This window comes from Methylosinus sp. H3A, from assembly GCF_015709455.1.
Taxonomy (GTDB): Bacteria; Pseudomonadota; Alphaproteobacteria; order Rhizobiales; family Beijerinckiaceae; genus Methylosinus.
The window spans coordinates 3,976,743-4,001,846 of the sequence record NZ_JADNQW010000005.1 but is presented as its reverse complement, the minus strand read 5'-3'; the positions used below and the strand labels follow the sequence as shown (position 1 = coordinate 4,001,846).

Annotated in this window: 24 protein-coding genes, 1 tRNA gene and 1 pseudogene; 9 read left to right on the top strand and 17 right to left on the bottom strand. The window is 64.0% G+C overall.

The features are described 5' to 3' along the window. Nucleotides 1-109 precede the first annotated feature (109 nt). The 13 genes from IY145_RS21495 to IY145_RS21435 form a co-directional block, all read right to left on the bottom strand. Nucleotides 110-1,408, bottom strand: coding sequence for a tyrosine-type recombinase/integrase (locus IY145_RS21495; protein ID WP_196410064.1), 1,299 nt, complete (start codon nucleotides 1,406-1,408; stop codon nucleotides 110-112). Between the two features lie 200 nt (nucleotides 1,409-1,608). Next, a tRNA-Phe gene (locus IY145_RS21490) sits at nucleotides 1,609-1,684 on the bottom strand. Between the two features lie 208 nt (nucleotides 1,685-1,892). Continuing rightward, entirely contained in the window at nucleotides 1,893-2,333 is a 441-nt protein-coding gene (locus IY145_RS21485) for a DUF1178 family protein (RefSeq protein ID WP_196410063.1), read from the bottom strand. Continuing rightward, nucleotides 2,330-2,602, bottom strand: a complete 273-nt coding sequence (gene grxC, locus IY145_RS21480; RefSeq protein ID WP_196410062.1) for a glutaredoxin 3 — start codon at nucleotides 2,600-2,602, stop codon at nucleotides 2,330-2,332. The genes IY145_RS21485 and grxC overlap by 4 nt, the downstream gene beginning before the upstream one ends. Nucleotides 2,603-2,670: 68 nt before the next feature. Continuing rightward, nucleotides 2,671-3,426, bottom strand: coding sequence for a ComF family protein (locus tag IY145_RS21475; RefSeq protein WP_196410061.1), 756 nt, complete (start codon nucleotides 3,424-3,426; stop codon nucleotides 2,671-2,673). A gap of 1 nt (nucleotide 3,427) precedes the next feature. Next, on the bottom strand, nucleotides 3,428-5,293 hold the full coding sequence (locus IY145_RS21470) for a potassium transporter Kup (RefSeq protein ID WP_196410060.1): 1,866 nt from the start codon (nucleotides 5,291-5,293) through the stop codon (nucleotides 3,428-3,430). A 12-nt stretch (nucleotides 5,294-5,305) separates the two neighbouring features. Next, on the bottom strand, nucleotides 5,306-5,884 hold the full coding sequence (locus IY145_RS21465; RefSeq protein WP_196410059.1) for a pyridoxamine 5'-phosphate oxidase family protein: 579 nt from the start codon (nucleotides 5,882-5,884) through the stop codon (nucleotides 5,306-5,308). Nucleotides 5,885-5,927: 43 nt separating this feature from the next. After that, nucleotides 5,928-7,112, bottom strand: coding sequence for a GTP-binding protein (locus tag IY145_RS21460; RefSeq protein WP_196410058.1), 1,185 nt, complete (start codon nucleotides 7,110-7,112; stop codon nucleotides 5,928-5,930). A gap of 7 nt (nucleotides 7,113-7,119) precedes the next feature. Continuing rightward, nucleotides 7,120-8,601, bottom strand: coding sequence for a D-alanyl-D-alanine carboxypeptidase family protein (locus IY145_RS21455; protein ID WP_196410057.1), 1,482 nt, complete (start codon nucleotides 8,599-8,601; stop codon nucleotides 7,120-7,122). Between the two features lie 231 nt (nucleotides 8,602-8,832). Further along, complete coding sequence (locus IY145_RS21450) at nucleotides 8,833-9,051, bottom strand: hypothetical protein (RefSeq protein ID WP_196410056.1); 219 nt, start codon at nucleotides 9,049-9,051, stop codon at nucleotides 8,833-8,835. Nucleotides 9,052-9,355: 304 nt separating this feature from the next. Further along, a complete protein-coding gene (locus tag IY145_RS21445; RefSeq protein ID WP_196410055.1) occupies nucleotides 9,356-9,730 on the bottom strand; it encodes a hypothetical protein in 375 nt (124 codons plus the stop codon). 23 nt (nucleotides 9,731-9,753) lie between these two features. Then, nucleotides 9,754-10,146 (bottom strand): energy transducer TonB, encoded by a 393-nt coding sequence (locus IY145_RS21440; RefSeq protein WP_196410054.1) that lies wholly within the window; start codon nucleotides 10,144-10,146, stop codon nucleotides 9,754-9,756. Nucleotides 10,147-10,275: 129 nt separating this feature from the next. Further along, complete coding sequence (locus IY145_RS21435; RefSeq protein ID WP_196410053.1) at nucleotides 10,276-10,584, bottom strand: hypothetical protein; 309 nt, start codon at nucleotides 10,582-10,584, stop codon at nucleotides 10,276-10,278. 112 nt (nucleotides 10,585-10,696) lie between these two features. Here IY145_RS21435 and IY145_RS26635 point away from each other — a divergent pair. Then, a pseudogene (locus IY145_RS26635) lies at nucleotides 10,697-11,065 on the top strand (DddA-like double-stranded DNA deaminase toxin); the annotation flags it as partial. Between the two features lie 207 nt (nucleotides 11,066-11,272). Further along, nucleotides 11,273-12,319: a hypothetical protein gene (locus IY145_RS25885; protein ID WP_246722139.1), complete on the top strand. Its 1,047-nt coding sequence runs from the start codon at nucleotides 11,273-11,275 to the stop codon at nucleotides 12,317-12,319. A 30-nt stretch (nucleotides 12,320-12,349) separates the two neighbouring features. Here the strand turns inward: IY145_RS25885 and proS are convergent, their stop codons facing one another. Continuing rightward, on the bottom strand, nucleotides 12,350-13,897 hold the full coding sequence (gene proS, locus IY145_RS21425) for a proline--tRNA ligase (protein ID WP_196410051.1): 1,548 nt from the start codon (nucleotides 13,895-13,897) through the stop codon (nucleotides 12,350-12,352). 186 nt (nucleotides 13,898-14,083) lie between these two features. On the opposite strand from proS, the gene IY145_RS21420 reads away from it, so the two are divergent. The 6 genes from IY145_RS21420 (at nucleotide 14,084) to IY145_RS21395 (ending at nucleotide 21,286) form a co-directional block, all read left to right on the top strand. Then, on the top strand, nucleotides 14,084-14,986 hold the full coding sequence (locus IY145_RS21420; protein ID WP_196410050.1) for a LysR family transcriptional regulator: 903 nt from the start codon (nucleotides 14,084-14,086) through the stop codon (nucleotides 14,984-14,986). A 126-nt stretch (nucleotides 14,987-15,112) separates the two neighbouring features. Beyond that, entirely contained in the window at nucleotides 15,113-15,589 is a 477-nt protein-coding gene (locus tag IY145_RS21415) for a formate dehydrogenase subunit gamma (protein ID WP_196410049.1), read from the top strand. Further along, complete coding sequence (locus IY145_RS21410; RefSeq protein ID WP_196410048.1) at nucleotides 15,586-17,139, top strand: NADH-quinone oxidoreductase subunit NuoF; 1,554 nt, start codon at nucleotides 15,586-15,588, stop codon at nucleotides 17,137-17,139. Before IY145_RS21415 ends, IY145_RS21410 begins: the two co-directional genes overlap by 4 nt. A gap of 11 nt (nucleotides 17,140-17,150) precedes the next feature. Beyond that, nucleotides 17,151-20,021, top strand: coding sequence for a formate dehydrogenase subunit alpha (gene fdhF / locus IY145_RS21405; protein WP_196410047.1), 2,871 nt, complete (start codon nucleotides 17,151-17,153; stop codon nucleotides 20,019-20,021). Between the two features lie 223 nt (nucleotides 20,022-20,244). After that, on the top strand, nucleotides 20,245-21,075 hold the full coding sequence (gene fdhD / locus IY145_RS21400) for a formate dehydrogenase accessory sulfurtransferase FdhD (RefSeq protein WP_196410046.1): 831 nt from the start codon (nucleotides 20,245-20,247) through the stop codon (nucleotides 21,073-21,075). Beyond that, nucleotides 21,065-21,286 (top strand): formate dehydrogenase subunit delta, encoded by a 222-nt coding sequence (locus IY145_RS21395; protein WP_196410045.1) that lies wholly within the window; start codon nucleotides 21,065-21,067, stop codon nucleotides 21,284-21,286. The genes fdhD and IY145_RS21395 overlap by 11 nt, the downstream gene beginning before the upstream one ends. A gap of 43 nt (nucleotides 21,287-21,329) precedes the next feature. Here IY145_RS21395 and IY145_RS21390 read toward each other — a convergent pair whose 3' ends face one another. Both IY145_RS21390 and IY145_RS21385 read right to left on the bottom strand, forming a co-directional pair. Continuing rightward, a complete protein-coding gene (locus tag IY145_RS21390) occupies nucleotides 21,330-21,983 on the bottom strand; it encodes a Crp/Fnr family transcriptional regulator (protein WP_196410044.1) in 654 nt (217 codons plus the stop codon). A gap of 134 nt (nucleotides 21,984-22,117) precedes the next feature. Next, a complete protein-coding gene (locus tag IY145_RS21385) occupies nucleotides 22,118-23,302 on the bottom strand; it encodes a lytic murein transglycosylase (protein ID WP_246722138.1) in 1,185 nt (394 codons plus the stop codon). Between the two features lie 197 nt (nucleotides 23,303-23,499). Here IY145_RS21385 and irrA point away from each other — a divergent pair, with 197 nt between their 5' ends. Next, nucleotides 23,500-23,982 (top strand): iron response transcriptional regulator IrrA, encoded by a 483-nt coding sequence (gene irrA / locus IY145_RS21380; protein WP_246722137.1) that lies wholly within the window; start codon nucleotides 23,500-23,502, stop codon nucleotides 23,980-23,982. Nucleotides 23,983-24,055: 73 nt separating this feature from the next. Here the strand turns inward: irrA and IY145_RS21375 are convergent, their stop codons facing one another. Beyond that, nucleotides 24,056-24,940 (bottom strand): UTP--glucose-1-phosphate uridylyltransferase, encoded by an 885-nt coding sequence (locus IY145_RS21375; protein ID WP_196410042.1) that lies wholly within the window; start codon nucleotides 24,938-24,940, stop codon nucleotides 24,056-24,058. Nucleotides 24,941-25,104 lie beyond the last annotated feature (164 nt).

Below are 25,104 nucleotides of genomic sequence, written 5' to 3'. Positions count from 1 at the left end.
CGGCAGCTATAGCGTAATATGGAGGGCTCGGGGGTCTTTGAGCGGGCGAAGGGATTCGGCCCCTCGACCACAATTTTGGAAAGGTTGCTTTCCGCGATCTGCGTCAGGATCATGCAGACAAGTTCATCGCCTGGCTGATTTTCGTGCCGATCTCATCAACCGCTTGATGCAGGGGCGAGGCGGCGAGGTGGGCGTAGCGTGCGGTCGTGGTCGGTTGGGAATGCCCCAGAAGCGCGCCGATCATCGGCAGGCTCAGGCCGCTGGCGGCGCCGACGCTCGCGAAACTGTGTCTCAAGTCGTGCAGTCGGAGATTTTCGAGGCGCGCCGCTTTGCATATGTGCTCCCAAGGCACCCGGATAGACCGAAGCGGCTCATCGGCGCTCTTTCCTGGGAAAAGATATAGTGATTTCGGATTCCGACTGATTTTTCCTATGGTGCTGATAGCGGCCTCGGAGAGGTAGACGGTCTTCGCTCCTGTCTTGCTGTCCGGCAGCAGGAGAAAGCGACGTTCGATGTCGACGTCGGACCACCGCAAGTTCAGCACCTCGCCGAGGCGGCATCCGGTCAACAGCAGCAGTTCGATCGCCGCCACCGCGTAGGGATTTTCGGAGCGGGGACCGAGCTTCCTTTGACCACCCCGCTTGCGTTTGGCGGGCTTCACGGCATCTGGATCGACAATGAGACGGCCTTCCTTGGCGGCGTTCAACGCGCGTCCCAGGCGCGCGAGCTCGTCGACCGATAGATAGCGCTCGACCTTGTGCTCCGCGAAGCGCTTGGCGCCGCGGCAGGGATTGGAGCCGGCGGGTCGGTATTTCCAGTCCTCGGCCAGCTGGAACATCTTGGAAAGGAGCGCGTGAACGCGATTGGCGACGATCTCCCCACCTCGAACGATACGCCGTCCTTGACGCTTCGTTTTCTCGTCCTTCGCGGTCTTGCCGGCCGCGATGTCCCGCATGATGCGAGAGATGTCCTGGCGCTCGACGTCGGAGACCTTCAGCGCGCCGATCAGCGGCTTGATGTGATTTTGCAGGTTGCGCTTGTCTTGAGCCAAAGCCGAGGGCTTTTTGTGAAGCCCCGCATACTCCTCGAGATAGCGCTCCCCCAATGCCGCGATCGTCGGCACAGACCGCTCGTGAGAGCGGACCTGGGCCGGATTTTCTCCCGAGGCGATCAAACCACGTAGGCGGCGCGCTTCGTTTCTCGCCTGCTCGGCGGTGAACTCGACGCCGTGTCGGCCGATCGTCACGCGATGGTCTCGACCGCCCTGGCTGTATTGCAGGAGGTAGATGCGGCCCCCTTTAGGGGTCACCTTGCAGCCAAATCCGGGAATCTCGCTGTCCCAAAGAAAGGTGTCGCGCACCGAAGGCTCGATCGCCTCGACCGACCGCTTGGTAATCTTCTCCCGCATACCCGCTCTCCCTTTCGGCCAGAAGGGCGTCAGCTGGGAGCGAAGGCTATTGCCGAGCGCCATTTCTAGCAAGGGGACAGCAAGGAGCAGGAGGCAAGTCGCAGCGTATCCGGGCGTAGAGCCGGCGAAAGCGGCTCCGCCCGCGCGGCGGCTAACTTGTTGATTTATCGTAGTCTAGCGGGAAATTTCGTAGGCGGGAGTGGTGCCCAGGGGCGGAATCGAACCACCGACACTGCGATTTTCAGTCGCATGCTCTACCAACTGAGCTACCTGGGCCTGGGCGCCAATCGACGCCGAGAGCGGGCTTATAGAAATTGCCGTGGGTCTTGTCCAGACCCTTATGGCGCTTTTCTCGAACTCACCTGCGCCAAATCGTATCGTGGAGGCGGCGTTCTGTAGCGAGGCCGAGACGAACCGGCGTTCCAGCTGTTCGGGAGCCTCATTTGGGGGCCTATCGATCGGCAGCAGCGTCGAGCTGTGGCGCTCAGTGGCTCTCGTCGGGCGGGCCGGGGATCGGCAGAATCTCTATGCCTTCCTCGAGCAGGGCCTTCGCTTCCTCGAAGCTTGCGCGACCCCGGATCGCGCGCGTCTCGGCCTCGCCGTCCTGCATGCGTCGCGCCTCGTCGGGGAAGCGGTCGCCGACGTCTTCCGTCGTGGCGGCGATCTTTTGGCGTAGCTCCTGGATCATCGTCCGTAGCGCCGCGTGGCGTTCGTCGAGCAGCGCAGGGGCGCAATTCTCCTCCTCGCGCGAGCGGGAGGAGCGGCGCGCGACATGCGGCGCCATGATCGCCTTGGACACCTCGGTCGAATGGCAGAAGGGGCAGCCGACGGCGCCTTGCGCGGCCTGCTGGTCATAGGAGTCGCTGTCGCGGAACCAGCTCTCGAATTCATGGCCGTCCGAGCAGATCAGCCGGTAGAGGATCACGGCGTTTGCTCGCCGGCGGCGAGCAGCGGATCGAGCTCGCCCGCGCCGTCCAGAGCGTAGAGATCGTCGCAGCCGCCGATCGGCCGGCCGTCGATGAATATCTGCGGCACTGTGGTCCGTCCTTCGGCGAGCCGGCTCATTTCGGCGCGCTTGGACGCGTCGCCGTCGACGGAAATCTCTTCATAGGCGGCGCCCTTGATGTCGAGCAGCTGCTTGGCGGCGCGGCAATAGGGGCAGGTTCTCGTGGTGTAGATGACGATTTGCGGCATGACGATTTCGTGACCTCTCACATCCTTATAGGCGCTTCCCGCGCATGGTTTCAACGGAGGCCTTCGCTTCAGCTCTGGCCGACGACGCGAGCGTAGACCAGCACGTCGACGCGCGCCGCCCGCGCCCGCAGCAAGACGCGGGCCGCCGCATTCACGGTCGCTCCCGAGGTCAGCACGTCGTCGACGAGCACGATGTTGCGACCTTCGATCTCTTGTCTTTTCTCCTCCCGCAGCCGGAAGGCGCCTTGCATATTGGCGGCCCGCTGGCCGCGCGTCAGTCCGACCTGCGGCGGCGTCGGCTTCACCCGCTCCAGCGTCAGCGCCTCGACCGGAACCGCGCTCTCCCGCGAAATCACATGGGCGAGGGCGGCGGATTGGTTGAAGCGGCGCGACAGCAGCCGCATCCGATGGAGCGGGACAGGGACCAGCAGATCGGCGTCGGACAAGAGCTCTGCGCCCGCGCGCGCCATCCAGCGGCCGAGCGGCTCGGCGAGCTCCGAGCGGTCGTAATATTTCAGCCTATGGGCGAGGCTGCGGGCGCGATCGCTGTCATAGCGGACGACCGCGCGGGCCCGTGCAAAAGCGGGCGGATCGGCCGCGGCCTCGAGCGAGATCATGCCGGGGCCGAAATCGCGGTCGAAGGGCGTTCCCAGCCGCTCGCAATAGGGCTGCTCGATGAAGCCCATCTCGCCCCAGCAGCGCGGGCAGAGCGCGCCATGGCTCGCCACCGCTCTGCGGCAGACGAGGCAGACGGGCGGATAGACGACATCGAGTAGACGCGCGCCGACGCTTCCGAGCAGGGCGGCGGCGCGTCCGAGCGGCATGTCAGACCTCGACCTGACCGCCGAGCTCCACGACGCGGCCCGGCGGAATCTGGAAGAATTCGGTCGCCGGCAGCGCGTTGCGATGCATGAATTGGAAAATATGGATCTTCAGCCGCCGCCAGCGCGAGCGGCCGAGCGGCGTCACGGTGAGGCGGCCGACGAAGAAGGAGGTGTTCATCATATTGAAACGCAGCGGGCTCGAAACGGATTCGAGCATCAAGGCGCAGGGAATATTCGGCTGCTCCATGAAACCATAGTTCAACGTCATCGCGTAGAAATTATCGTCGAGCGTCGTCGTGTCGACGCGCCGCTCGCGATCGACGCGGGGCGTGTTCGCAGTCGTCACATGCAGCAGCACGACATGCTGGTGCAGAACCTTATTGTGCTTGAGATTGTGCAGCAGCGCGACCGGCACGACATCGGTGCGGCTCGTCAGATAGACGGCGACGCCATCCACGCGAGGCTTGCCGTGGAATCTGGCTACGAAGTCGGCGAGCGGGAATGTGTCGCGCTCGAGCGCCTTGCGCATGGCGTCGAAGCCCTCGCTCCAGCAGCTCATCAGGAAGAAGAGGATGGCGGCGACGACGAGCGGAATCCAGCCGCCCTCGAAAAATTTGATGAGATTGGCGCCGACGAAGGAGACATCGACGACGAGAAACATCCCGCCGACCGCGAGGGCGAGCGGCAGGCTCCATCGCCAGATCGAGCGCATCGCTATGAACATCAGCGCCGTGGTCAACAGCATGGTCAGCGAGACGGCGATGCCGAAGGCGGCGGCGAGATTTTCCGACGAGCGAAAGGCGATGGTCAGAACGAGCGTCAGCGCCATCAGCGTCCAATTGACGAAGCCGACGTAGATTTGACCGTAGCTGTGCGCCGACGTCTGGGTGATCGAAAGGCGCGGCGACAGGCCGAGCTGGATCGCCTGCCGCGCCATGGAAAAGGCGCCGGTGACGATCGCCTGACTGGCTATGACGGTGGCGAGCGTCGCCAGCGCGACCAGCGGCAATTGCAGCGGGGCAGGGCAGAGGTCGAAGAAAGGGTTCTCCGTCGCGCCGCCTTCGACGAGCAGCGCCGTCTGGCCGGCGTAGACGAGGACGAGCGACGGCAGCACGAGCCCATACCAGGCGAGGCGAATGGGACGCCGCCCGAAATGGCCCATATCGGCATAGAGCGCCTCGGCGCCGGTCGCGCAGAGGAACACGGCGCCGAGCAGCAGAAAGCCCTCGAAGCCATGGGTGAAGAGATAATGCAGCCCGACGCGCGGATCGACCGCGGAAAGAACGCTCGGATGCGCGATCACGCCTCGCGCGCCGAGAATGCCGATGGAGACGAACCACAGCGCCATGACCGGGCCGAAGAGGCGCGAGATGCGCTCCGTGCCCTGCGGCTGCAGGCAGAACAGGCCGATGAGCACGACGACGGAGAGCGGGACCACATAGGGCGCGAGCGCGGGCAGGGGCGCCTTCAGCCCCTCGAGCGCGCTCAGCACCGAGATCGCCGGCGTGATCGCGCCATCGCCGAACAGCAGCGCCGCGCCCAGCATGCCGATCGCGATGATCGCCGGATGGCGCCCGTGCTTCATGCCGAGCAGCGACATCAGTGCGAGAATGCCGCCTTCGCCGTCATTGTCGGCGCGCATGATGACGGCGACATATTTGACCGAGGTGACGATGATCAGCGTCCAGACGATCAGCGACAACATGCCGAAGGCCGTTTCGGCGCTCACATGTCCGCCGGACCAGTCGAGCGCCGTCTTGATCGTGTAGAGCGGGCTTGTTCCTATGTCGCCGAAGACGACGCCGAGAGCGCCGAGCGTCAAGGCTTTCACGCCGTTCTCATCGGCGTGCGCGGTCGAATTCGTCATGGAAATTTCGCCTCACGCCTCTTCGGCGGCCAGAGCTTCGTCCTCGAACAGGCCAGTCGGCAGTCCGTCTATGCTCCGCTGGTTCTTCTCGCGGCGATAGGCGTCGAGCGCGTCCTCGCCTTTGGAGGCGGCCCAGCGGTCGAGCCCGTCGCGCTCGCCCGTGTAATCGTAAAGCGGCACGGCGAAGCCGCAGGAGGTCTGCACCGATTCGACATCGAGCAGGATCATCTGCCGCGCGCCCGGCGGCTCCGCTCCGCCGAAGGTCGTGCGCAGCAGACGCGCATAGGCGTCGCCGCCGCGCTCCAGCGCCCGGCCTCGACCATAGAGGCGCAGGATCAGCGGCGCGCCCTCGAGCGCGCAGAACATGAAGGTGAGGCGCCCGTCCGCGCGCATATGCGCGGCCGTCTCATTGCCGCTGCCGGTGCGGTCGATATAGACGGCCGTGCGCTCGTCGATGAGGCGCAGCGTGTCGGCGCTCTTGGGCGAGACGTTCACGCGCGCCTCGGGCGCGGCGGAGGCGACGAAGAAGAGCCTCTGCTTCTCGATGAAGTCGCGATGCTGCGGCTCGATCGAGGCGAAGAATTTGCTCATCGGTGTAATTCCCGGCGCGTGCGATTCCGATCTTTGCCCCGCCTCAGCCTAGCAGGCCGGCGTTTTTCGGGGCAAGCGGATTATCCGTGAGCGCGGCGGCGTCGGGCGTGTCCGGAGCCGGTATGCCCGCGACCGCGGCATAGAGCTTCTCGACGAAGGACGGGTCCAAATCCTTGACGATGAAGACGAGGCGCGTGCGGCGATCGGCGTCCGGCCAGGCGGCGAGGCGATGCGGCGGATGGAAGACATGCTGCACGCCATGCACGGCGACGGGCCGCTCGCGATCGTCGGTGAGGCCGACGATTCCCTTCACGCGCAGCAGATGGGGGCCATGCGCCTGGCGCAGGATTTCGACGAACATATCGAAAGCCTGCGGCGTGAGCGGCGCGTCGCTGGTGACGCAGAAGGCGCGAATATGCGCGTCGTGTCGGTTCACGTCGCCATGGGCATGGACATGGACATGGACATGGCCTTGATCGTGGTGATGGTCGTGACCATGATCGCGATGATGCGCTTCATGGGCCGCGGCGACCGCCTCGTCATTGAGCCATTTGGCGACCTGCGGAATCTTGCCGGAGGCGTCATAGAGCCCGCAGTCGAGCAGGGCGGCGGGGCTCGCCTCTCCCGTCGCGGCGACGAGCCGGCGCGCCGCCGGATTGAGCCGAGCGAGGCGCTGGTCGAGCTCCGCGAGACGCGCGGCGCCCTCGGGGAGGTCGGTCTTGGTGATGATCAGCCGGTCGGCGACGGCGGCCTGCTTGACCGCCTCCTCATGCGCGTCGAGCGTCGCCGCGCCATTCACCGCGTCGACGAGCGTGACGACGCCGTCCAGTCGGTAGCGCAGCGCCAGATAGGGATGCGACATGATGGTGTGGAGAATGGGCGCCGGATCGGCGAGCCCGGTGGTCTCCAGCACCACGCGGCGGAAGGGGCGGATGCGGCCATTGTCGAGCTTGCGCAGCGCATCCTCGAGCGCGGCGACGAGATCGCCGCGGATGGAGCAGCAAATGCAGCCGGAGCTCATGACGATCATGTCGCCTTCGACATTCTCGACGAGCAGATGATCTATGCCGACCTCGCCGAACTCATTGATGAGCACCAGCGTGTCGGCGAGTTCGGGCGAGGCGAGCAGGCGGTTGAGCAGCGACGTCTTGCCGGCGCCCAGAAAGCCGGTGAGGATCGTCAGAGGAATGGGCGGCGGCGGACGACGCGGCTCGGAACGCTCGGTCATTGTCGAATCATTGCTCATTGTCTGGGTGCGGCGGCGCATGATCGCCTATCGCATGCTTGTCGTTCTTGGCAGAGACGTTCTTGGCGGAGACGTTCTTGCCGGGATTTTTTGCCGTGGCCTTGGCCGCAGGAGTTTTCGCCGCCGGCGCTTTGGCGGCGACATTCTTGCCCTGCTTGGGCTTGGCCGCTTTCGCCGGCTTTTCCGCCTTTTCGGGCGCTTCCGACTCGGCGGCGGCCTCCTGCGGCGGTTTTTTCGCCTTGGCCGCCTTTTCTTTGGCCGGCGCATGGGCGGCCTTGACCGCGGACTTGCGGCCGTGGCGCATGGAGAGCGCATCCGGCGCCGGGCGGCTGATGGGCGAGGCGGCGGCGGACGGAGGCTCATGCGCGTAGGCGGTGATCGTCGAGGGCGAGCCGACCGGCGAGCCCGGATCGCGCACGCCGGCGACCGGGCCCTCATAGCCGGGGACGCGGCCGAGGAAGATCGGGACCGGCTCGAAGCGCGGGCGGGGCAGAGCGGCGATCGTCTTGACGTTCACCTGATCGGTCGAGCCGTTCTCGCGCGGTATGGCGACGGTCATATCCTCGACCTCGGCCATGAATTCGGCGTTGGCCTTGCCGCGATGGCGGCAGACGCTGTCGCGCATGTCCGGCGCCTGGGCGACGCCGAAGGTCGGCAGCGAGGCGATCGAGCCCGAAGGCGAGCCGGTCATGAAGGCGCGGTCGAGCAGCGAGGCGGCCTTGGCGGTGCGTGCGGCGGCCGTCGGCGCGCCCAGCACCACGGCGATGAGCCTCTGGCCGCCATGGGTGGCGCTGGCCACCAGATTGAATCCCGCCGGACAGGTGAAGCCGGTCTTCATCCCGTCCGCGCCCGGATAGCGGCCGAGCAGGCCGTTGTGCGTGGGATGGATCTGCCGGCCGAGCTGCATCGCGCCTATGTTGAAAAAGCCGGCCGATTCGGGAAATTCCGTTAGCAGCGCGCGGCCGAGAATGGCGAGATCGCGCGCCGAGGTCACTTGCCGATCGTCCGGCAGGCCATTGGGGTTGGCCCAATAGGATTCGCGCATGCCGAGCTTGGCCGAGGCGCGGTTCATCTCATCGGCGAAGGATTCGACAGAGCCCGCGACGCCCTCCGCTATGGTGACGGCTATGTCATTGGCCGATTTGACCATCAGCATGACCAGCGCATTGCGCAGCGTCACCTCCGAGCCGACCGGAAAGCCCATTTTCGACGGCGCCATCGAAAGCGCGCGGGGCGAGACGATCATCGGCGTGTCATATTGGATGCGTCCGGAACGCACCGCGTCCAGAGCCACATAGACGGTCATCAGCTTGGTCAGCGAGGCGGGATACCAGCTCTGGGTCGCCTGCTCCTGCGCCAGCACCTGCCCGCTGGAGACATCGATGACGACGGAGGGGGCCGCCGACGCCGCCGACGCCGCGACGAGGGCGGCGGCGGCGAAGAAGGTCCGTAGGGTCGGTTTCGCGCTCATGTTCATCCGATCGGCCTCGGCCTCGGCCATTTTGTGGCCGCGCGTTCGATTCGAGACATTGTCCTGCTCCAAGGACGGCCCGAATATGGGCCGAATGTGGCGTAAACGCGCTCTGCGCCGTTTCGGGACGCCGAAAAGCGTCGTTATGGACAAGGGTTAGTACGCCCGGATGATCAAATTTCGTTCCAACTGCCGGGGGAGGCGCGGCGCATGCTCGCGGCTGAAGCTCGGCTAGTTGGGCCGCCAATTCTGATTGGGCAGAATGAAGAGCTTATATCGGTCGTAATAATTCAATCCGGATGCGACCGATAGGCGCGCCAGAGCGATCGAGATCGAGTCGGCGGCATTGTAGCCGGGCATCGATATTCGATCATTCACGACGAAGAACGCGAGATCGCCGGCCCCGCGCCATTTTCCGTCGATGAGACGTTCGACTCCATAGCGCAGCATAGGCGGCCTTCAGATCGACGAAATAGCTGCCGACGACGCTGAGCTCCGCCGTCTGGGCGGGGCCGACCCGCTGGGGCGGCGGCGACCGCCAGCTCCCCCGCTTCAGCTGTGTCGTCAGAAGAGATAGCCGCACCTGGTCGGTGCTGTTGTCCAGGCTGAGAACCGTCGTTGTTTCGTCGGGCATGCCGCTCCCCGAGGTTTCGTCCCCGGAGGAACAGGCGAGACGAGCTGTCGCAGATCGAAAGCGGTCCAGCTCTTGGTGTGGTTCGAATGGCGTCGGCGCGCGAGACGCGCGCCGACGCGTTCAATGGAAGCGGAAGGTCTGCTCGAAGTCGCGACAGTCTGTGTCCATGTCGAAGGGCGGCGGCGGCAGCTTCAGCGAGGTGATCATGCCCGCCGCGACCAGTGCTCGGGCGTTATTGTCGTAGTTCGCGAAAGACGCTCTGGTGACGTGGCCTCTGAAATCGACATGGAATTTGATGGTCACCGTCCCGCGTCCCAGATTCAGCTTCGGCGCGCGTTCGCGGAGCTGGTGGGTGACGGTCTGTATCCAAGCTTTGTTTTCCGGGATCGCCATGCAGGCGGCCAGAGTGGGCCGCTCCGAGGGACCGAAGAGAAATTGCGCGAAGGCCGCCGGCGACACGCCGATCAGACAAAATATGATGATTGCTCGAAACATGATGCAACTCCCCGCCGCCGGGCTCATGGATAGTAGAAGCTCTGCGAGAATAAGTGGCACTTGCCGCCGGCCGCCTTGCGGGCCGAGGCCGGCGGCGGCGGCAATTTGAGCGAAGAAATCGTGCTCAAGGCGAGGAGCGCCTGTTCGTTGTTGCTGGCTTTCACGACATTCGCATCGGCCACTCGGCCGGCGGCGTCGACGCAGAAATGCACGGTCACAGACCCATGTCCGAGCCAGAGGCGCGAGGTGTGCTCTTTGGCCTGACGGGCGATCGAGCGCTTCCATTGCTCATATTCCGCCTGGGCGGCGTCCCGCGCGGGGTCTCCCGTTCCGCCGAGCCCGTCGAAAATCGATTGCGCCACAGCCGGCTGGGAGAGCGCGAGCAGAGAAGCCACAAAAATCGTCGCCGCTTTCATAAATTTGGTCCTCGCACGAAACATAGCGCTGGAAATTCGCCGCCCGCGCCTCGTGATCTTATGAATATCCGAACGCGTAGCGCGGTCAATATCATGTGTGATTTCGTCGAGCGCCGGCAGGTTTTCCCGTCATTCGTTCCGGTCTTTTCTTTCCGGGCTGAGCGCGCCTCGTGGCGGGGCGACGCGGTTGAGGGCGGTGATCGATAGAAAGCCGCCGATCCAGGCGCCGAGCGCGGCGAACAGAACATAGGCCCAGTTCGACGTGTAGCTGATGACCGCGAAAGCGGAGAGCAGATACCACACGCTGCTCCAGCTCGCCGCCGCGACGCGACGGCGCTCCGAAACCGCAGCGTTGAAGAACACATAGACGGCGTCGGTCACGGCGGTCGACAGTGCGACTCCCGCCGCGATCGCCGGGTCGAAAGGGGGGATGTCCATGTCGGGGGCCTCTGATATGTTTCTTAGCCTGTTCGGCGTATAGTTTAGGCCGACGGACGGCGGAGTTGCCACTCGACCCATTTCGAAAAATTCGTTTGAGGAGGGCGCCATTATGGCTGAGCTATCAGCGCAACAGCAACTCTTGCTTCAGAAAGCGAGAGACTTTTATCGAAATCACGATGGTGCCGTGGGCGGATTCCAAGCCGATGGCATTCCTGAATTTCCGCTTAAGAGCGGAGTAGAGGGAGGGCCTTGGGGTGGCGCTCAAAGGGGCGGTTTCCCCAGAGGAGAAGGCTGGGGTTTTACGAGTGGAGGGCCTAGTCAGGGAAATGTCTCGACGCATGTCGAAGGACATGCTGCAGCCGTTATGTGGCAAAGGAATTTGAAGGTTGCCACGGTGGTTGTCGACCGTGAGATGTGTGGGATTTGTTCACGAGATCTTTCGCAAGCGCTACCGCCGGGGGCAACGCTGTTTGTCATCTCCGAAGCTGAAGGGCTTACGATAGTAAGAAGCTCTCACGCATTAGATGAGCGCCCGCCCTCGATCGCGCCGAGCAACGTTGGTCGTGGCGGAACGGACCGAGGTCCATCCGCTCCGCCCTCGATAGCGCCAAGCAACGTCGGTCGTGGCGGAACGGACCGAGGTCGCGCTCGACCTGTCCGTAATCCAGACGTGCAGGGAATTGCGATGGCGTTAGACCTTGCCTGGCGATGGGCCGAACAGCAGTCGATGCAGGATGTATTCGTTCAAGCGTGGAGCGAGCTTTTGGAAAGAGAACACGAAATAATCCGAAAGCAACGCGATAATCCAGTCTATCCTATATTTATAGAGATATACTATAAGATTTTTAATGAAAATAACCCGCATCTCTATAAAATATACCAATATCTCGGCCGTGCAGATATTTCGAACGGCGTCGGCGGCTTTCCAAGAGGACATACGTCACTGTGGGACTCGAACCAGCATCGATATCTGCTCGTCATACCCGCTTTGCTCAGTGACTCTACGAAGAGCAAGCCGGCAATTTTGGAACCAGCCACATGGCGGTCCGGATATACGTACGTCGTCGGAGCGCTGGTCGGAGACCGAACCATGGGCGGCGATGCGATCGCCGCACTCCGCATACTCAACGGCAGTCCAATGTACGACATTCTTCCGATACTGATGATGCTGAAGGCGAATAATTCATTTCTATTCAATAAATTGCAACAGGCGCTTTCTTGGCCGACAGCAAATGTGGGAGTGGATAGATTGCGGGCGGCGTTTTTTGCTGTCGAATTGACTTCCAGTACTGGTAATGCGTTCAATTACTATAAGACAGGTTGCCCCGAGTTCAGTCGGCTTCCCGCAGATCAGCAGGAGTCGATCGAGCAATTCCTGTCGGCGAAGTCAGAAAAACGAGACGAAGAAGGCGCCGAAATCGAGCGAATGGCGGCTGAGGAGGCGAGGAGATTGCTTCCCGGAATGTGGGACGTATGGATTGGCGATAAGGGGCAGGGGTGGAATGGCCTCTTCAAATTCATGGCCAAGGGCGGAGCCAGTTGGGCCGAAAAGGCGTCCCCAGATCGAGAAACGTCCGGAACATGGAGCATGGCGAAAGGGCGGCTATCGTGGAAGTTCGCGTCGGTAGGCGATTTTCGCACTTTCGTCGTCAAGCTGCCGCTTCAGCGGTATGAGACCAAAGGCGTGGTCCTGCCTGAGGGCCAGGGCTGGTTTTCCATGTCGAAGATATAGAAATCGGTGGGCACGCTCTGTTCGCCCGCGCTAATAAGCGCGAGCGATCAAAATCTCCTCCACTGCCGGCCGGCCGGTGAAGACGCAGACGCCCTTCGGCGCGCTCTGCTCCAGCGGAATATTGCGCAGCGTCAGCTTCAACGCCTTCAGACGCGTCTCCACCTCCTCGAGCTCGGCGCCGGTCGGGCGCGCCCAGGGCGCGCGCACCCAGCCCTTGAAGGCTGCGGCAGCCTCGTCGTCTTCGGCCGCCTTGCCGAAATAATCGGCGATCTCGGCGAAGCTCGTCAGATCGGAGCGAATATTGGCCTCGAGCCGCGCCTTGGCCTCGGCGAACAGCGCCGCCTGGATTTCCGCCAGCAGGGCGGGGACCGCGCCCACGAATTCCGCGCGGGGCGTTGCAATCGAGACGATCTTGTCGCCCTCGCGCAGCCGATCGCGGCGGATCAGAGTCACCACATCATTGGCGGCGTCGCGCGGGCCGATCTCGAGAATGATCGGCGCGCCGCGGCGCACCCAGTCCCAGCGCTTATTGGCGGCGCGCGCCGGCTTCTTGTCGACGATCGCGCGCAAAGGCGCGCCCAGCGCGAAGAGCCCGTCCAGGTCGGCTTTCAGCCGGTCGCAAAAGGCCAGAACCTCGGCGTCCTCGGGCTTTTCGCGCAGCATGGGCACGATCACCACCTGACGCGGCGCGATGGCGGGCGGCAGGCGCAGCCCGTCATCGTCGCCATGGGTCATGATGACGCCGCCGATGAGCCGCGTCGAGACGCCCCAGCTCGTCGTGTGGCAATATTCCAGCTCGCCGCTCGCGCTCTGGAAGCGAATGTTCTGCGCGTGCGCGAAATTGGTTCCGAGATAATGCGAGGTGCCGGCCTGCAGCGCCTTGCCGTCCTGCATCATCGCTTCGATGGAATAGGTGTTCACGGCGCCGGGAAAACGCTCATTCTCCGGCTTCTCGCCGGCGACGACCGGAACGGCCAGCACATCCTCGACGATCTGCCGATAGACCTCGAGCATTTTGCGGGTTTCTTCCCGCGCGTCGGCCTCGTCGGCATGGGCGGTGTGGCCCTCCTGCCAGAGGAATTCGCTTGTCCGCAGAAAAAGCCGCGTGCGCATCTCCCAGCGCACGACATTGGCCCATTGATTGATGAGCACGGGCAGGTCGCGATGCGAGGAGACCCAGCGGCGGAAGGCGTCGCCGATGATCGTCTCCGAGGTCGGCCGCACGATGAGCGGCTCCTCGAGCTTGGAGTCGGGATCGACGACGAGCTTGCCGTCCACAGCCTTCAGCCGGTGATGGGTGACGACCGCCATCTCCTTGGCGAAGCCTTCGACATGGCTCGCCTCCTGAGCGATGAAGCTCATCGGGATGAACAGCGGGAAATAGCAATTGTCGTGGCCGGTCTCTTTTATGCGCCGGTCGAGCGCGCCCTGGATCAGCTCCCAGACGCCATAGCCCCAGGGCTTGATGATCATGCAGCCGCGCACCGGGCTCGTCTCGGCCATATCGGCCTCGGCGACGATGGCCTGATACCATTGCGCGAAATTCTCGTCTCTCGTGACCGACAGGGCGCGTTTCATCTTTGCCTTCGGGGATTCGTTTTCGGGGTCCGGGCGGAGAGATAGCCCAAGCCCGCCGTCATGGCGAGCGGAGCGACGACCTCCTCCATTCGTGCGAGGCATTCGCCGATCCGGGCCTTTATGTATATAGTCCGCGCGAGCGTCCCCATTCGGTCCCGCAGGGCGCGAAGGGAGCCCGAGCCCAAGGTGATCGACAAGCTGGAATTCTTCATCACTGTCGCCAAAGAGCGCAGTTTTTCCCGCGCGGCGGAACTCTGCGGGGTGACGCAGCCTACGCTTTCGGCCGGGATCAAGCAGCTCGAGGACAGTCTCGGCGTGCTGCTCGTCAATCGTTCCTCGCGCTTCCACAGCCTCACCGCCGAGGGCGAGCGCGTGCTGGAATGGGCCAAGCGAATCGTCGCCGACACGCGGGCGATGCGCCTCGAGGTGCGGACGCTGAAGGAGGGGCTCGGCGGTCAGCTCAAGATCGCCGCCATTCCCACGGCGCTGACCATGGTGCCGGCGCTGACGACGCCTTTCCGCGAAAAGCACCCCAATGTGCGCTTCACCATTCTCACCAGCTCCTCGACCGAAATCCTGTCGATGCTGGACAATCTCGAGATCGACGCGGGCCTCACCTATCTCGACAACGAGCCTTTGGGCCGCGTGCGGACGGTGCCGTTGTTCTCCGAGCGCTATCGGCTGCTGACCGCCGCCGAAAATCCGCTCGGCAACCGTGGCAAGGTGACCTGGGCCGAGGTCGGCCGCATTCCGCTCTGCCTGCTGACGCCGGACATGCAGAATCGCCGCATCGTCGAGCGGCTGATCCGCGACGCCGGCGGCGAGCCCGAGCCCGCCCTCGAATCGAATTCGGTCATCGTCCTCTTCGCCCATGTGAAGACAGGACATTGGGCCACCATCCTACCCGAAAAGCTGGTCGACTCGCTGCGCGTCGCCGCCCCTTTGCGCTCTATTCCCATTGTCGAGCCCGAGGCCGTTCACGAGATCGGATTGGTCGTCCCGCACCGCGAGCCGACCATTCCGCAAGTGGCCGCGCTCGTGGCCGAGGCCAAGAAGCTCGCACGAAATCCGGGAGTTGGCGATTTATAGGAATCGCCTATCATGTAACCGTTCCAGATTATTGATCCCGCCCGCTTTTTGCGGCACTGTTGGGGCAATTACCTAAAATGGGCGGCCATCGCCCGTGATGGTCCGCCCTATAAGAACGGGGAAGAAATGTCTGGCGCTGTTCCGTGGAACGAGGCGCGGGCCCAGGAGATCATCGACGCCCATCTCGGGCTCGAGGGTCCAGGCCTGCCTATCCTGCACGCTATCCAGGAGGAATTCGGCTATGTGCCCGAGGCGGCTGTGCCGCAGATCGCGCAGGCGCTGAACATCTCCCGGGCCGAGATGCATGGCGTCGTGAGTTTCTATCACGACTTCCGCCGCGAGCCGGCCGGTCGCCATGTGCTGAAGCTGTGCCGGGCCGAGTCCTGCCAATCCATGGGATCGGAGAAGATCGCCAAGGATTTCCTCGAGCGCCTGAAGCTCGAATGGGGGCAGACGACCAATGATGGCTCGCTGACCATAGAGGCGGTCTATTGCCTCGGTCTTTGCGCTCACAGCCCCGGCGCGCTCTATGACGGAGAGCCGGTCGGACGAGTCGACGCCGAATTGTTGGACGAATTGGCGGCGGAGGCGCGCAACTCATGACCAAGGTCTATGTTCCCCGCGATATGGCCGCGTTGGCGGTCGGCGCCAAGCGTGTCCTCGCCGCGATCGAGAAAGAGGCCGCCGCGCGCGGCGAGACGATCCAGGTCATCCGCAACGGCTCGCGCGGGCTGCTCTGGCTCGAGCCGCTGGTCGAGGTCGAGACGCCGGAAGGGCGCATCGGCTATGGCAATGTGAAGCCCTCCGACGTTCCGTCGCTGTTCGACGCCGGCTTTCTGAAGGGCGCGGCGCACCCGCTCTCCATCGGCAAGGTCGACGAGCATCCCTATTGGGCCAAGCAGACGCGCGTGACCTTCGAGCGCGTCGGAATCATCGATCCGGTGAGTCTCGACGATTATGTCGCTCATGGCGGCGGGCAGGGGCTCGCCAAGGCCTTCGAGATCGGCCCGGCCAAGGTGATCGAGGAAGTGACGAAGTCCGGCCTGCGCGGCCGTGGCGGCGCGGGCTTCCCGGCCGGCATCAAATGGAAGACGGTCGCCGACGCTCCGGCCGACCGCCGTTACGTCGTCACCAACGCCGACGAGGGCGACAGCGGCACTTTCGCCGATCGCATGGTGATGGAGGGCGACCCCTTCGTCCTCATCGAGGGCATGACGATCTGCGGCTACGCCATCGGCGCGAGCAAGGGCTTCATCTATCTGCGCGCGGAATATCCGCAATGCGCCGAGGTGCTGACCGAGGCGCTGGAGGCGGCGCGCAAGGCCGGCTGGCTCGGCCCGAATGTGCGCGGCTCGGGCTTCGCCTTCGATATAGAGCTGCGCATCGGCGCGGGCGCCTATGTGTGCGGCGAGGAGACCTCGCTGCTCGAGAGCCTCGAGGGTCATCGCGGCATCGTGCGCGCCAAGCCGCCGCTACCGGCGCATGTCGGCTTCATGAGCCGGCCGACCGTCGTCAACAATGTGCTGACGCTCGCCACGGCCCCGGCCATTCTCGCCAAGGGCGGCGAATATTACGCTTCCCTAGGCGTCGGCCGCTCGCGCGGCACCATGCCGCTGCAGATCGCCGGCAATGTGAAATTCGGCGGCCTCTATGAGACGCCCTTCGGCCTGACGCTGGGCGAGATCGTCAACGACATCGGCGGCGGCACTCTGACCGGCCGTCCGGTGCGCGCCGTGCAATGCGGCGGCCCGCTCGGCGCCTATGTGCCCCCGTCGCTGTTCGACACGCCCTTCGATTATGAGGCGTTCCAGAAGCACGACAGCCTGATCGGCCATGGCGGCCTCGTCGTTTTCGACGACACCGTCGACATGGCGCAGATGGCGCGCTTCGGCATGGAGTTCTGCGCGATCGAGAGCTGTGGCAAATGCACGCCCTGCCGCATCGGCTCCACCCGCGGCGTCGAGACGATCGACAGAATCGTCGAAGGCGTCGACGTGGACGCGAATATCGAGCTTCTGTCCGATCTCTGCCACACGATGAAATTCGGATCCCTCTGCGCGCTCGGAGGTTTCGCCCCATATCCTGTCGAGAGCGCTCTTCGTCATTATCCGGAAGATTTCCGCAAAGCGACGCTTCCCGCCGCCGCCGAGTGAGGAGCAAAGCCATGACACTCGTCAAAGAAACCGATTACGGCACGCCCGCATCGAAGTCTGAGAAAGAAATCACTCTGACGATCGACGGCGTAGCGGTCACCGTGCCGGAAGGCACGTCCATCATGCGCGCCGCCATGGAGCTCGGGACCGAAATCCCCAAGCTCTGCGCCACCGACAGCCTGAAGGCCTTCGGCTCCTGCCGTCTCTGCGTCGTCGAGATCGACGGCCGTTTCGGCACGCCGGCCTCCTGCACGACGCCGGTTCTGCCGGGCATGAGCGTCCATACGCAGACCCCGCGTCTGAAGGCCATCCGCCGCGGCGTGATGGAGCTCTATATCTCCGACCATCCGCTCGACTGCCTGACTTGCGCCGCCAATGGCGATTGCGAGCTGCAGACGATGGCGGGCGCCGTCGGCCTGCGCGACGTGCGCTATGGCTATGAGGGCGCCAATCATGTGTTCGCCCGCAAGGACGGCAAGGCCAATTTCGAGTGGATGCCGAAGGACGAGTCGAATCCTTATTTCACCTATGACCCGTCCAAATGCATCGTCTGCAATCGTTGCGTTCGCGCCTGCGAGGAGACTCAAGGCACTTTCGCGCTGACGATCGACGGCCGTGGCTTCGACAGCCGCGTCTCGCCCGGCATGGCGGAAGCCTTCTTCGAGTCGGAATGCGTGTCCTGCGGCGCCTGCGTGCAGGCCTGCCCGACCGCGACGCTGACCGAGAAGTCGGTCATCGCCATCGGCCAGCCGGAACATTCGGAAGTCACCACCTGCGCCTATTGCGGCGTCGGCTGCACCTTCAAGGCGGAGATGCGCGGCGAGGAGATCGTCCGCATGGTCCCGTGGAAGGACGGCAAGGCCAATCATGGCCATAGCTGCATCAAGGGCCGCTTCGCCTATGGCTATGCGCTGCACAAGGAGCGCGTCACCTCGCCGATGATCCGCGACAAGGCGACCGATCCGTGGCGTGTCGTCTCCTGGGAGGAGGCCATCTCCTTCGCGGCCGATCGCTTCAAGGCGATTCAAGAGAAATACGGCAAGCGCTCTGTCGGCGTGATCACCTCCTCGCGTTGCTCGAATGAGGAGACCTATCTCGTCCAGAAGCTGACCCGCGCCGGCTTTGGCAACAACAACACCGACACTTGCGCGCGCGTTTGTCACTCGCCGACCGGCTATGGCCTCAATCAGGCCTTCGGCACCTCGGCCGGCACGCAGGACTTCGACTCGGTCGACGACACCGATGTGGTCCTCGTCATCGGCGCCAATCCGACCGACGCGCATCCGGTGTTCGGCTCGCGCATGAAGAAGCGCCTGCGTGAGGGCGCCAAGCTCATCGTCGTCGATCCGCGCCGCATCGATCTCGTGCGTTCGCCCCATATCGAGGCGGATTATCATCTGGCGCTGAAGCCCGGCACCAATGTCGCCGTCGTCACCGCTCTGGCGCATGTGATCGTGAAGGAAGGCCTCGTCAACGAAGCCTTCGTGCGCGCGCGTTGCGATTGGGACGAGTTCCAGGATTGGGCGGCTTTCGTCTCCGAGGAGCGCAACAGCCCCGAGGAAGTCGAGAAGCTCTCCGGCGTTCCGGCGGCGGATATTCGCGCCGCGGCGCGCCTCTACGCCACCGGCGGCCGCGCGGCCATCTATTATGGCCTCGGCGTCACCGAGCACAGCCAGGGCTCGACGACCGTCATGGCCATCGCCAATCTCGCAATGGCGACCGGCAATCTCGGCCGCCGCGGCGTCGGCGTGAACCCGCTGCGCGGACAGAACAATGTGCAGGGCTCCTGCGACATGGGCTCTTTCCCGCATGAGCTGCCCGGCTATCGCCACGTCTCCAACGACGCCGTGCGCCAGTCCTTCGAGCAGGCCTGGGGCGTCGAGCTCGACAATGAGCCGGGCCTGCGCATCCCCAATATGTTCGATGCGGCGATCGCAGGCGAATTCAAGGGGCTCTATTGCCAGGGCGAGGACATTCTCCAGTCCGATCCGGACACTAAGCATGTTTCGGCCGCTCTCTCGGCGATGGAATGCGTCATCGTGCAGGATCTCTTCCTGAACGAGACCGCGCATTACGCCCATGTGTTCCTGCCGGGCGCGAGCTTCCTCGAGAAGGACGGCACTTTCACCAACGCCGAGCGCCGCATCCAGCGTATTCGCAAGGTGATGAGCCCGAAGAACGGCTACGGCGATTGGGAGATCACCCAAATGCTCGCCAAGGCCTTCGGCCTCGACTGGAACTATTCGCATCCCAGCGAGATCATGGACGAGATCGCGCGGCTGACGCCGACGTTCAAGAATGTTTCTTATGAGCTGCTCGACGAGGTCGGCTCGGTGCAATGGCCGTGCAATGACGCATCGCCGGACGGCATGCCGATCATGCACATCGAGGGCTTCACGCGCGGCAAGGGCAAATTCGTCATCACCGAATATGTCCCGACCGACGAGAAGACCGGGCCGCGCTTCCCGCTGCTGCTGACGACGGGCCGCATCCTGTCGCAATATAATGTCGGCGCGCAGACGCGACGCACCGAGAACAGCCAGTGGCATCCGGAGGACGTGCTCGAGATCCACCCGCATGACGCCGAGCTGCGCGGCGTGCGGGATGGGGATTGGGTGCGTATCGCCAGCCGCGCCGGCGAGATCACGCTGCATGCGAAAGTCACCGACCGTGTGGCTCCGGGCGTCGTCTACACCACTTTCCATCACCCGCTCTCGCAGGCGAATGTGGTCACCACCGACAATTCGGATTGGGCGACCAATTGCCCCGAATATAAGGTGACGGCGGTGCAGATCTCGCCCTCCAACGGTCCGACCGAGTGGCAGGAGCAATATCGCGAGCTCTCCGAGAACGCCCGTCGCATCGCGACGGCCGCGGAGTAGGGCAGGGCGGTATCGATGGGCGCGTTCCTTCTCCCGCATGCGGGAGAAGGTGGCCCCGCGAAGCGGGGTCGGATGAGGGCCCTCGACGTTTCGTAATAGATTGGACGACGCCGGTGGTCGACGTGGTGAGTTTACGCCACGGACCCTCATCCGACCCGGCTGCGCCGGGCCACCTTCTTCCGCGAGCGGGAGAAGGGATGCGCGTTGGAGGAAGATCGCGGAAATGACAGAGGATCTTCCCGCCGCCAGCGTTCGCGTTCCGTGCGTCGCACGGCGCAATGACGCTGCGTCGGACAGCTCTCGCATTATCCCTGAAGAAACGCCCATCGCCTTCACTTATGGCGGCTCGACTCATGCGGTGATGATGGCGACGCCGGCCGATCTCGAGGATTTTTCTCTCGGCTTCGCGCTGACCGAGGGCCTTATCGATTCCGTCGCGGAGGCCGGCGAATTCGAGATCGTGTCGTCGGAGGCCGGCGTCGAGCTGCGCAGCTGGCTCGCCGGCGGGCGCCAGGAGGTCTATGCCGCGCGCAAGCGCTCCATGGCAGGGCCGACCGGCTGCGGCCTCTGCGGAATAGAGAGCCTCGAGCAGGCGAGCCGCCCGCTGCCGGTTCTCGACAATGCGCTGCGCGTGTCGTCGACGGCGCTCATCGCGGCCATGGATCGGCTGCCTGGCGCGCAGACTCTCAATCGCGAGACGCGCGCCGTTCACGCCGCCGGCTTCTGGGCGCCGGACTCCGACGCGCTCGTCCTGCGCGAGGATGTGGGGCGTCACAATGCGCTGGACAAACTGGCCGGCGCTCTGGCGCGCCAGGGCGTTCCTGCGTCGACCGGCGTCGTGCTGATGACGAGCCGCATCTCTGTGGAGCTCGTCCAAAAGGCCGCGCGCATCGGCGCGCCGATCATCGCCGCAGTCTCCGCGCCCACGGCTCTGGCCGTGCGTACGGCGGAAAAATGTGGCATGACATTGGTGGCGGTCGTGCGCGGCCGCGACTTCGAAATCTTCACCCACCCCGAACGCATTCTGGAACAGGTCTCGACCCATGTCGCATAATTCGGCCGACCGGCTCGTCAAAATGGCCAATCAGATCGGCCAGTTCTTCGCCGCGCAGAGACATTCGGACGCGGTCGCCGGCACGGCCGAGCATTTGAAGAAGTTCTGGGATCCGCGCATGCGCGCCGGCATCATCGCCCATGTCGAGCATGGCGGCGCCGGCCTCGATCAGGTGCCGCTCCAGGCGGTGCAGAAGCTCGCCGGGAAGTAGCCCCGCGGCCCGTCGCATCTTCGCGACGCGAAAGCCTTTCGGCTCAGGCGCCGACGTTTTCCGTCGTTCTGCGCCCGGCCACGACTTCGAGTTGCTGCGTGTTCTCCTGGTAGCGCCGAACGATCAGCCGAATCAGATAGAGTCCGAACTGCGGGTTCTGGAAATAGAGCTGCTCGAACTCCTCATAAGAGATCGACATCAGCCGACAATCGGTGAGAGCGCGCGCCGACGCCGTACGCACGCCTTCCTGGGTGAACAGGGCCATTTCCCCGAACAGGGTTCCCGGCTGCAGCCCAATTCCCATCTCCGAGAGCTCGATCTCTCCCTCGATCAGCATATAGGCGCGGTTCGCCTCTTCGCCTTTGCGAAACAAGACCGCGCCCGCCGTCACATTGCACGGGTGCATGAAGGGCTTCAGCCATTCGACCTTCAGCTCGCCGTCTGCGGCGCGCTTGACGCTCGCTACCAGCTTGCGCATCTCGCGCAGACGGATGAGGTCGAGCGGAAACAGAATGACGTGGCGGGTCAAGACGGCCATGTTGCCGCTCGCCGCGCCGACGACCACTCCGAGAAAATTCGCGATCGTGGATGCGATCCGCAAGCGGATCATCGTCTTCGAATAGGCGGACGCCACCGCCGCCGCCGATTGCATCCACGAGGCCGCGATCACCAGATACAGAATATGATCGCTGGTCACTTGTGATTCTCCAGGAGAGCGGAGCTTTCGCGTATCGTACGCAGCTCTACGCCTCTTTGGCGTCACAGATAGCTCATTTCTCACGCTGACGTCAGCTGCGACAACGCCTCGCGCTCCGTGCCGCCGCTGCGGGGTCAGCGTCGGAGCCGCTCCAGCACCGCCTTCGTCGCGAATCCATCGGCGGGCTGCACGCCTTCGCTCAGCTGAAAGGCATGCACGGCGTTGCGGCTCGTGCGGCCGAGCTTGCCGTCGATCGCGCCGCGATAAAAGCCGCGCGTGGTGAGCAGGCGCTGCATCTCCTTGCAATCGGCCGTCGACAGCGCCGCGACCTTCTTCGGCCAAGGCGCGACGGGCGCGCGTCGGCCGGCGATTCGGTCGGCGAGCAGGCCGATCGACAGCGCATAGGCGTCGGAGGTGTTGTATTTGCGGATCACCTCGAAATTATCGGTGATGAGAAAGGCCGGTCCAGCCGCGCCGGCCGGCAGATAGAGGCTCGCCGGCCCGCTCGCCGGCAGCGATCCGCCCTCCGCCGGCGCCGCGCCCAGCGCGCGCCATTGCGCGAAATCGAGATCGAAGGCGGCGTAGTCGAAATCCTTGGGCAGCACGACCTCGAGGCCCCAAGGCAGGCGTGGATCCCAGCCGGAGAATTTCAGAAAATTGCCGATGGAGGCGAGCGAATCGAGCCGATTCGTCCAAATGTCCGGCGCCGCGCCGCCAGCATAGCTCGCCGCATATTTCAGATAGGCCGAGGGGAGAAATTGCGGTTGACCCATTGCGCCGGCCCAGGAGCCGCGCAGTCGCGAGCGCGTGACGTCGCCTCTCTGCAGCATGACCAGCGCGGCGACGAACTCATCGGAGAAGATCGTGCCTCGATGGCCGGCATAGGCCAGCGTCGCCAGCACGCGCAGCGTGTCCGCGCCACCGGTCGCGGAACCGAAATTGCTTTCCACCCCCAATATGGCGAGCGCGATCTCCGAGGGCACGCCGCTACGCTCCTCGATCGTCGCGAGCGGACCGGAGAGCTCGCCCGCGAGCGAGCGCCCCCGCGCGACGCGCGCCGGCGTGACCGCGCCGGCGACATAGGAGGGAATGGAAATGGTGAACTCGGCTTGAGCCTGTGGGCGCTGCAGCAATCCGGGCTCCGGCGCCAGCCCGGCGACCGCGGAATCGAAAATCTCGCGCGAGACGCCGGCGTCGCGCGCCGCGGGCCATAATTGCTGCAGGAAACGGTCGAGATCAGAACCGGCAGCGCTTTCCCCGGCGTTGGCGAAAGGACCGAAAAAAGCCGTCAGGACAAAGAGTAGGAAAACGGCTGGCAATGTTTTGGACGCATCGCGGCGACTGGCGCGAGCGTGGCCGAAATCTTGTCTCATTTTTGCCCGCGAGCTTGGCCATTCTTTGGAATCTTTACACTTTTGGCCATTTTGTTTGACACTTCGCTGCGCTGCGTTTTCAATCGACATGTCTCGACTTCCACAAGGAGCCGCGAACAGGACAGGACCAAGGCGGAACGGAAATGACGCATCAACCCATGATTACGAGTTTTCGTGCGCCGATCCAGCTCGGAAAAAAGGCGATCCCCATCAAGGACGAGCATGAGCTGAAGGCCAAGCTGCGAGCCGCCGGCCTTCGCCCCACCTCGCAGCGCATCTCGCTCAGCAAGCTGCTCTATGGCAATGGCGACCGCCATGTGAGCGCCGAGGCCCTTCACGCCGAAGCGCGCGAGGCCGGCCTGCAGATGTCGCTCTCCACCGTCTATAACACTCTCAACCAATTCGCCGATGTGGGCCTGCTGCGAGAAATCGCCGTGCAGGGCCCGCGCACCTATTTTCACACCCGGACCGCGCCGCACCACCATTTCATGGACGAGGTGAGCAAGCGCATGTTCGACGTGGTCGACGGCTCTGTCGAATTCGCCAAGCTCCCCGCGCCGCCCGAGGGCATGGAGATCGTCGGCTGCGACGTGATTATTCGCCTGCGGCCGAAGCGTAAGGGATAACGGCCTTCGGGAGCGAAGCTCCCGCACCCTCTCCCGCAGAGCGAGGGAGGGCCTGGCGAGGGGGCCTCTCGGATCAGCCGAGCAGCTTGGCGATCTCCGCCTTGAGCCCGTCGGCGATATCCGGCCGCGCCAGCCCGAAGGCGAGATTGGCGGCGAGAAAGCCGAGCTTCGATCCGGTGTCATAGGTCTTGCCGTCGAAGCGCACGCCATGGAATGCCTGCGAAGCGGAGAGCGTCACCATGCCGTCGGTGAGCTGAATCTCGCCGCCCGCGCCCTTCTCGCCCTTGGCCAGAATGTCGAAAATCTCCGGTTGTAGAATATAGCGGCCCGAAATCATCAGATTGCTCGGAGCGGTCCCGCGCGGCGGCTTCTCCACCATGGCTGTTATCTCGAAGCTCGCCCCGAAATCCCCGCCCACGGAGACGATGCCATATTGATGCGTCTCCTCCGGCGGCACTTCCTCCACCGCAATGATGTTGCCGCCATGGGTCTCATAAGCCTCGACGGACTGGGCGAGGCAGCGGCTCTTCTTCGGCCCATTGCCGAGCGTCACCATATCCGGCAGCAGCACGGCGAAGGGCTCGTCGCCGACGATCTCGCGCGCGCACCAGACGGCGTGGCCGAGGCCGAGCGGCGCCTGCTGGCGGGTGAAGCTCGCCGCGCCGGCGGGCGGCAGATCGGCGATCAGCGCGTCATATTCCTTGATCTTGCCGCGCTTTTTCAGCGTGTCCTCGAGCTCATAGGCGATGTCGAAATGATCCTCGATGACGCCCTTGTTGCGCCCGGTCACGAAAATGAAATGTTCGATGCCTGCCTCGCGCGCCTCGTCCACCACATGCTGGAGCACGGGGCGATCGACGACGGTGAGCATCTCCTTCGGAACCGCTTTGGTCGCCGGAAGGAAGCGCGTGCCGAGGCCGGCCACCGGAAATACAGCCTTGCGAATGCGTTTGCTCATGATTAGTCCATTTCGAGCGAGTGTGACCCGAGCGCGAGATCGCGATGCCGGAGCGGGATTTCGAAAAAGTCGAAAGCGACTTTCCGATATCCCACAACGTCGCGAGACGACCGCTCGGCCCACGCCGGGCCAGGATTCGTCCTTAACCATTGCCCGTTAATTTC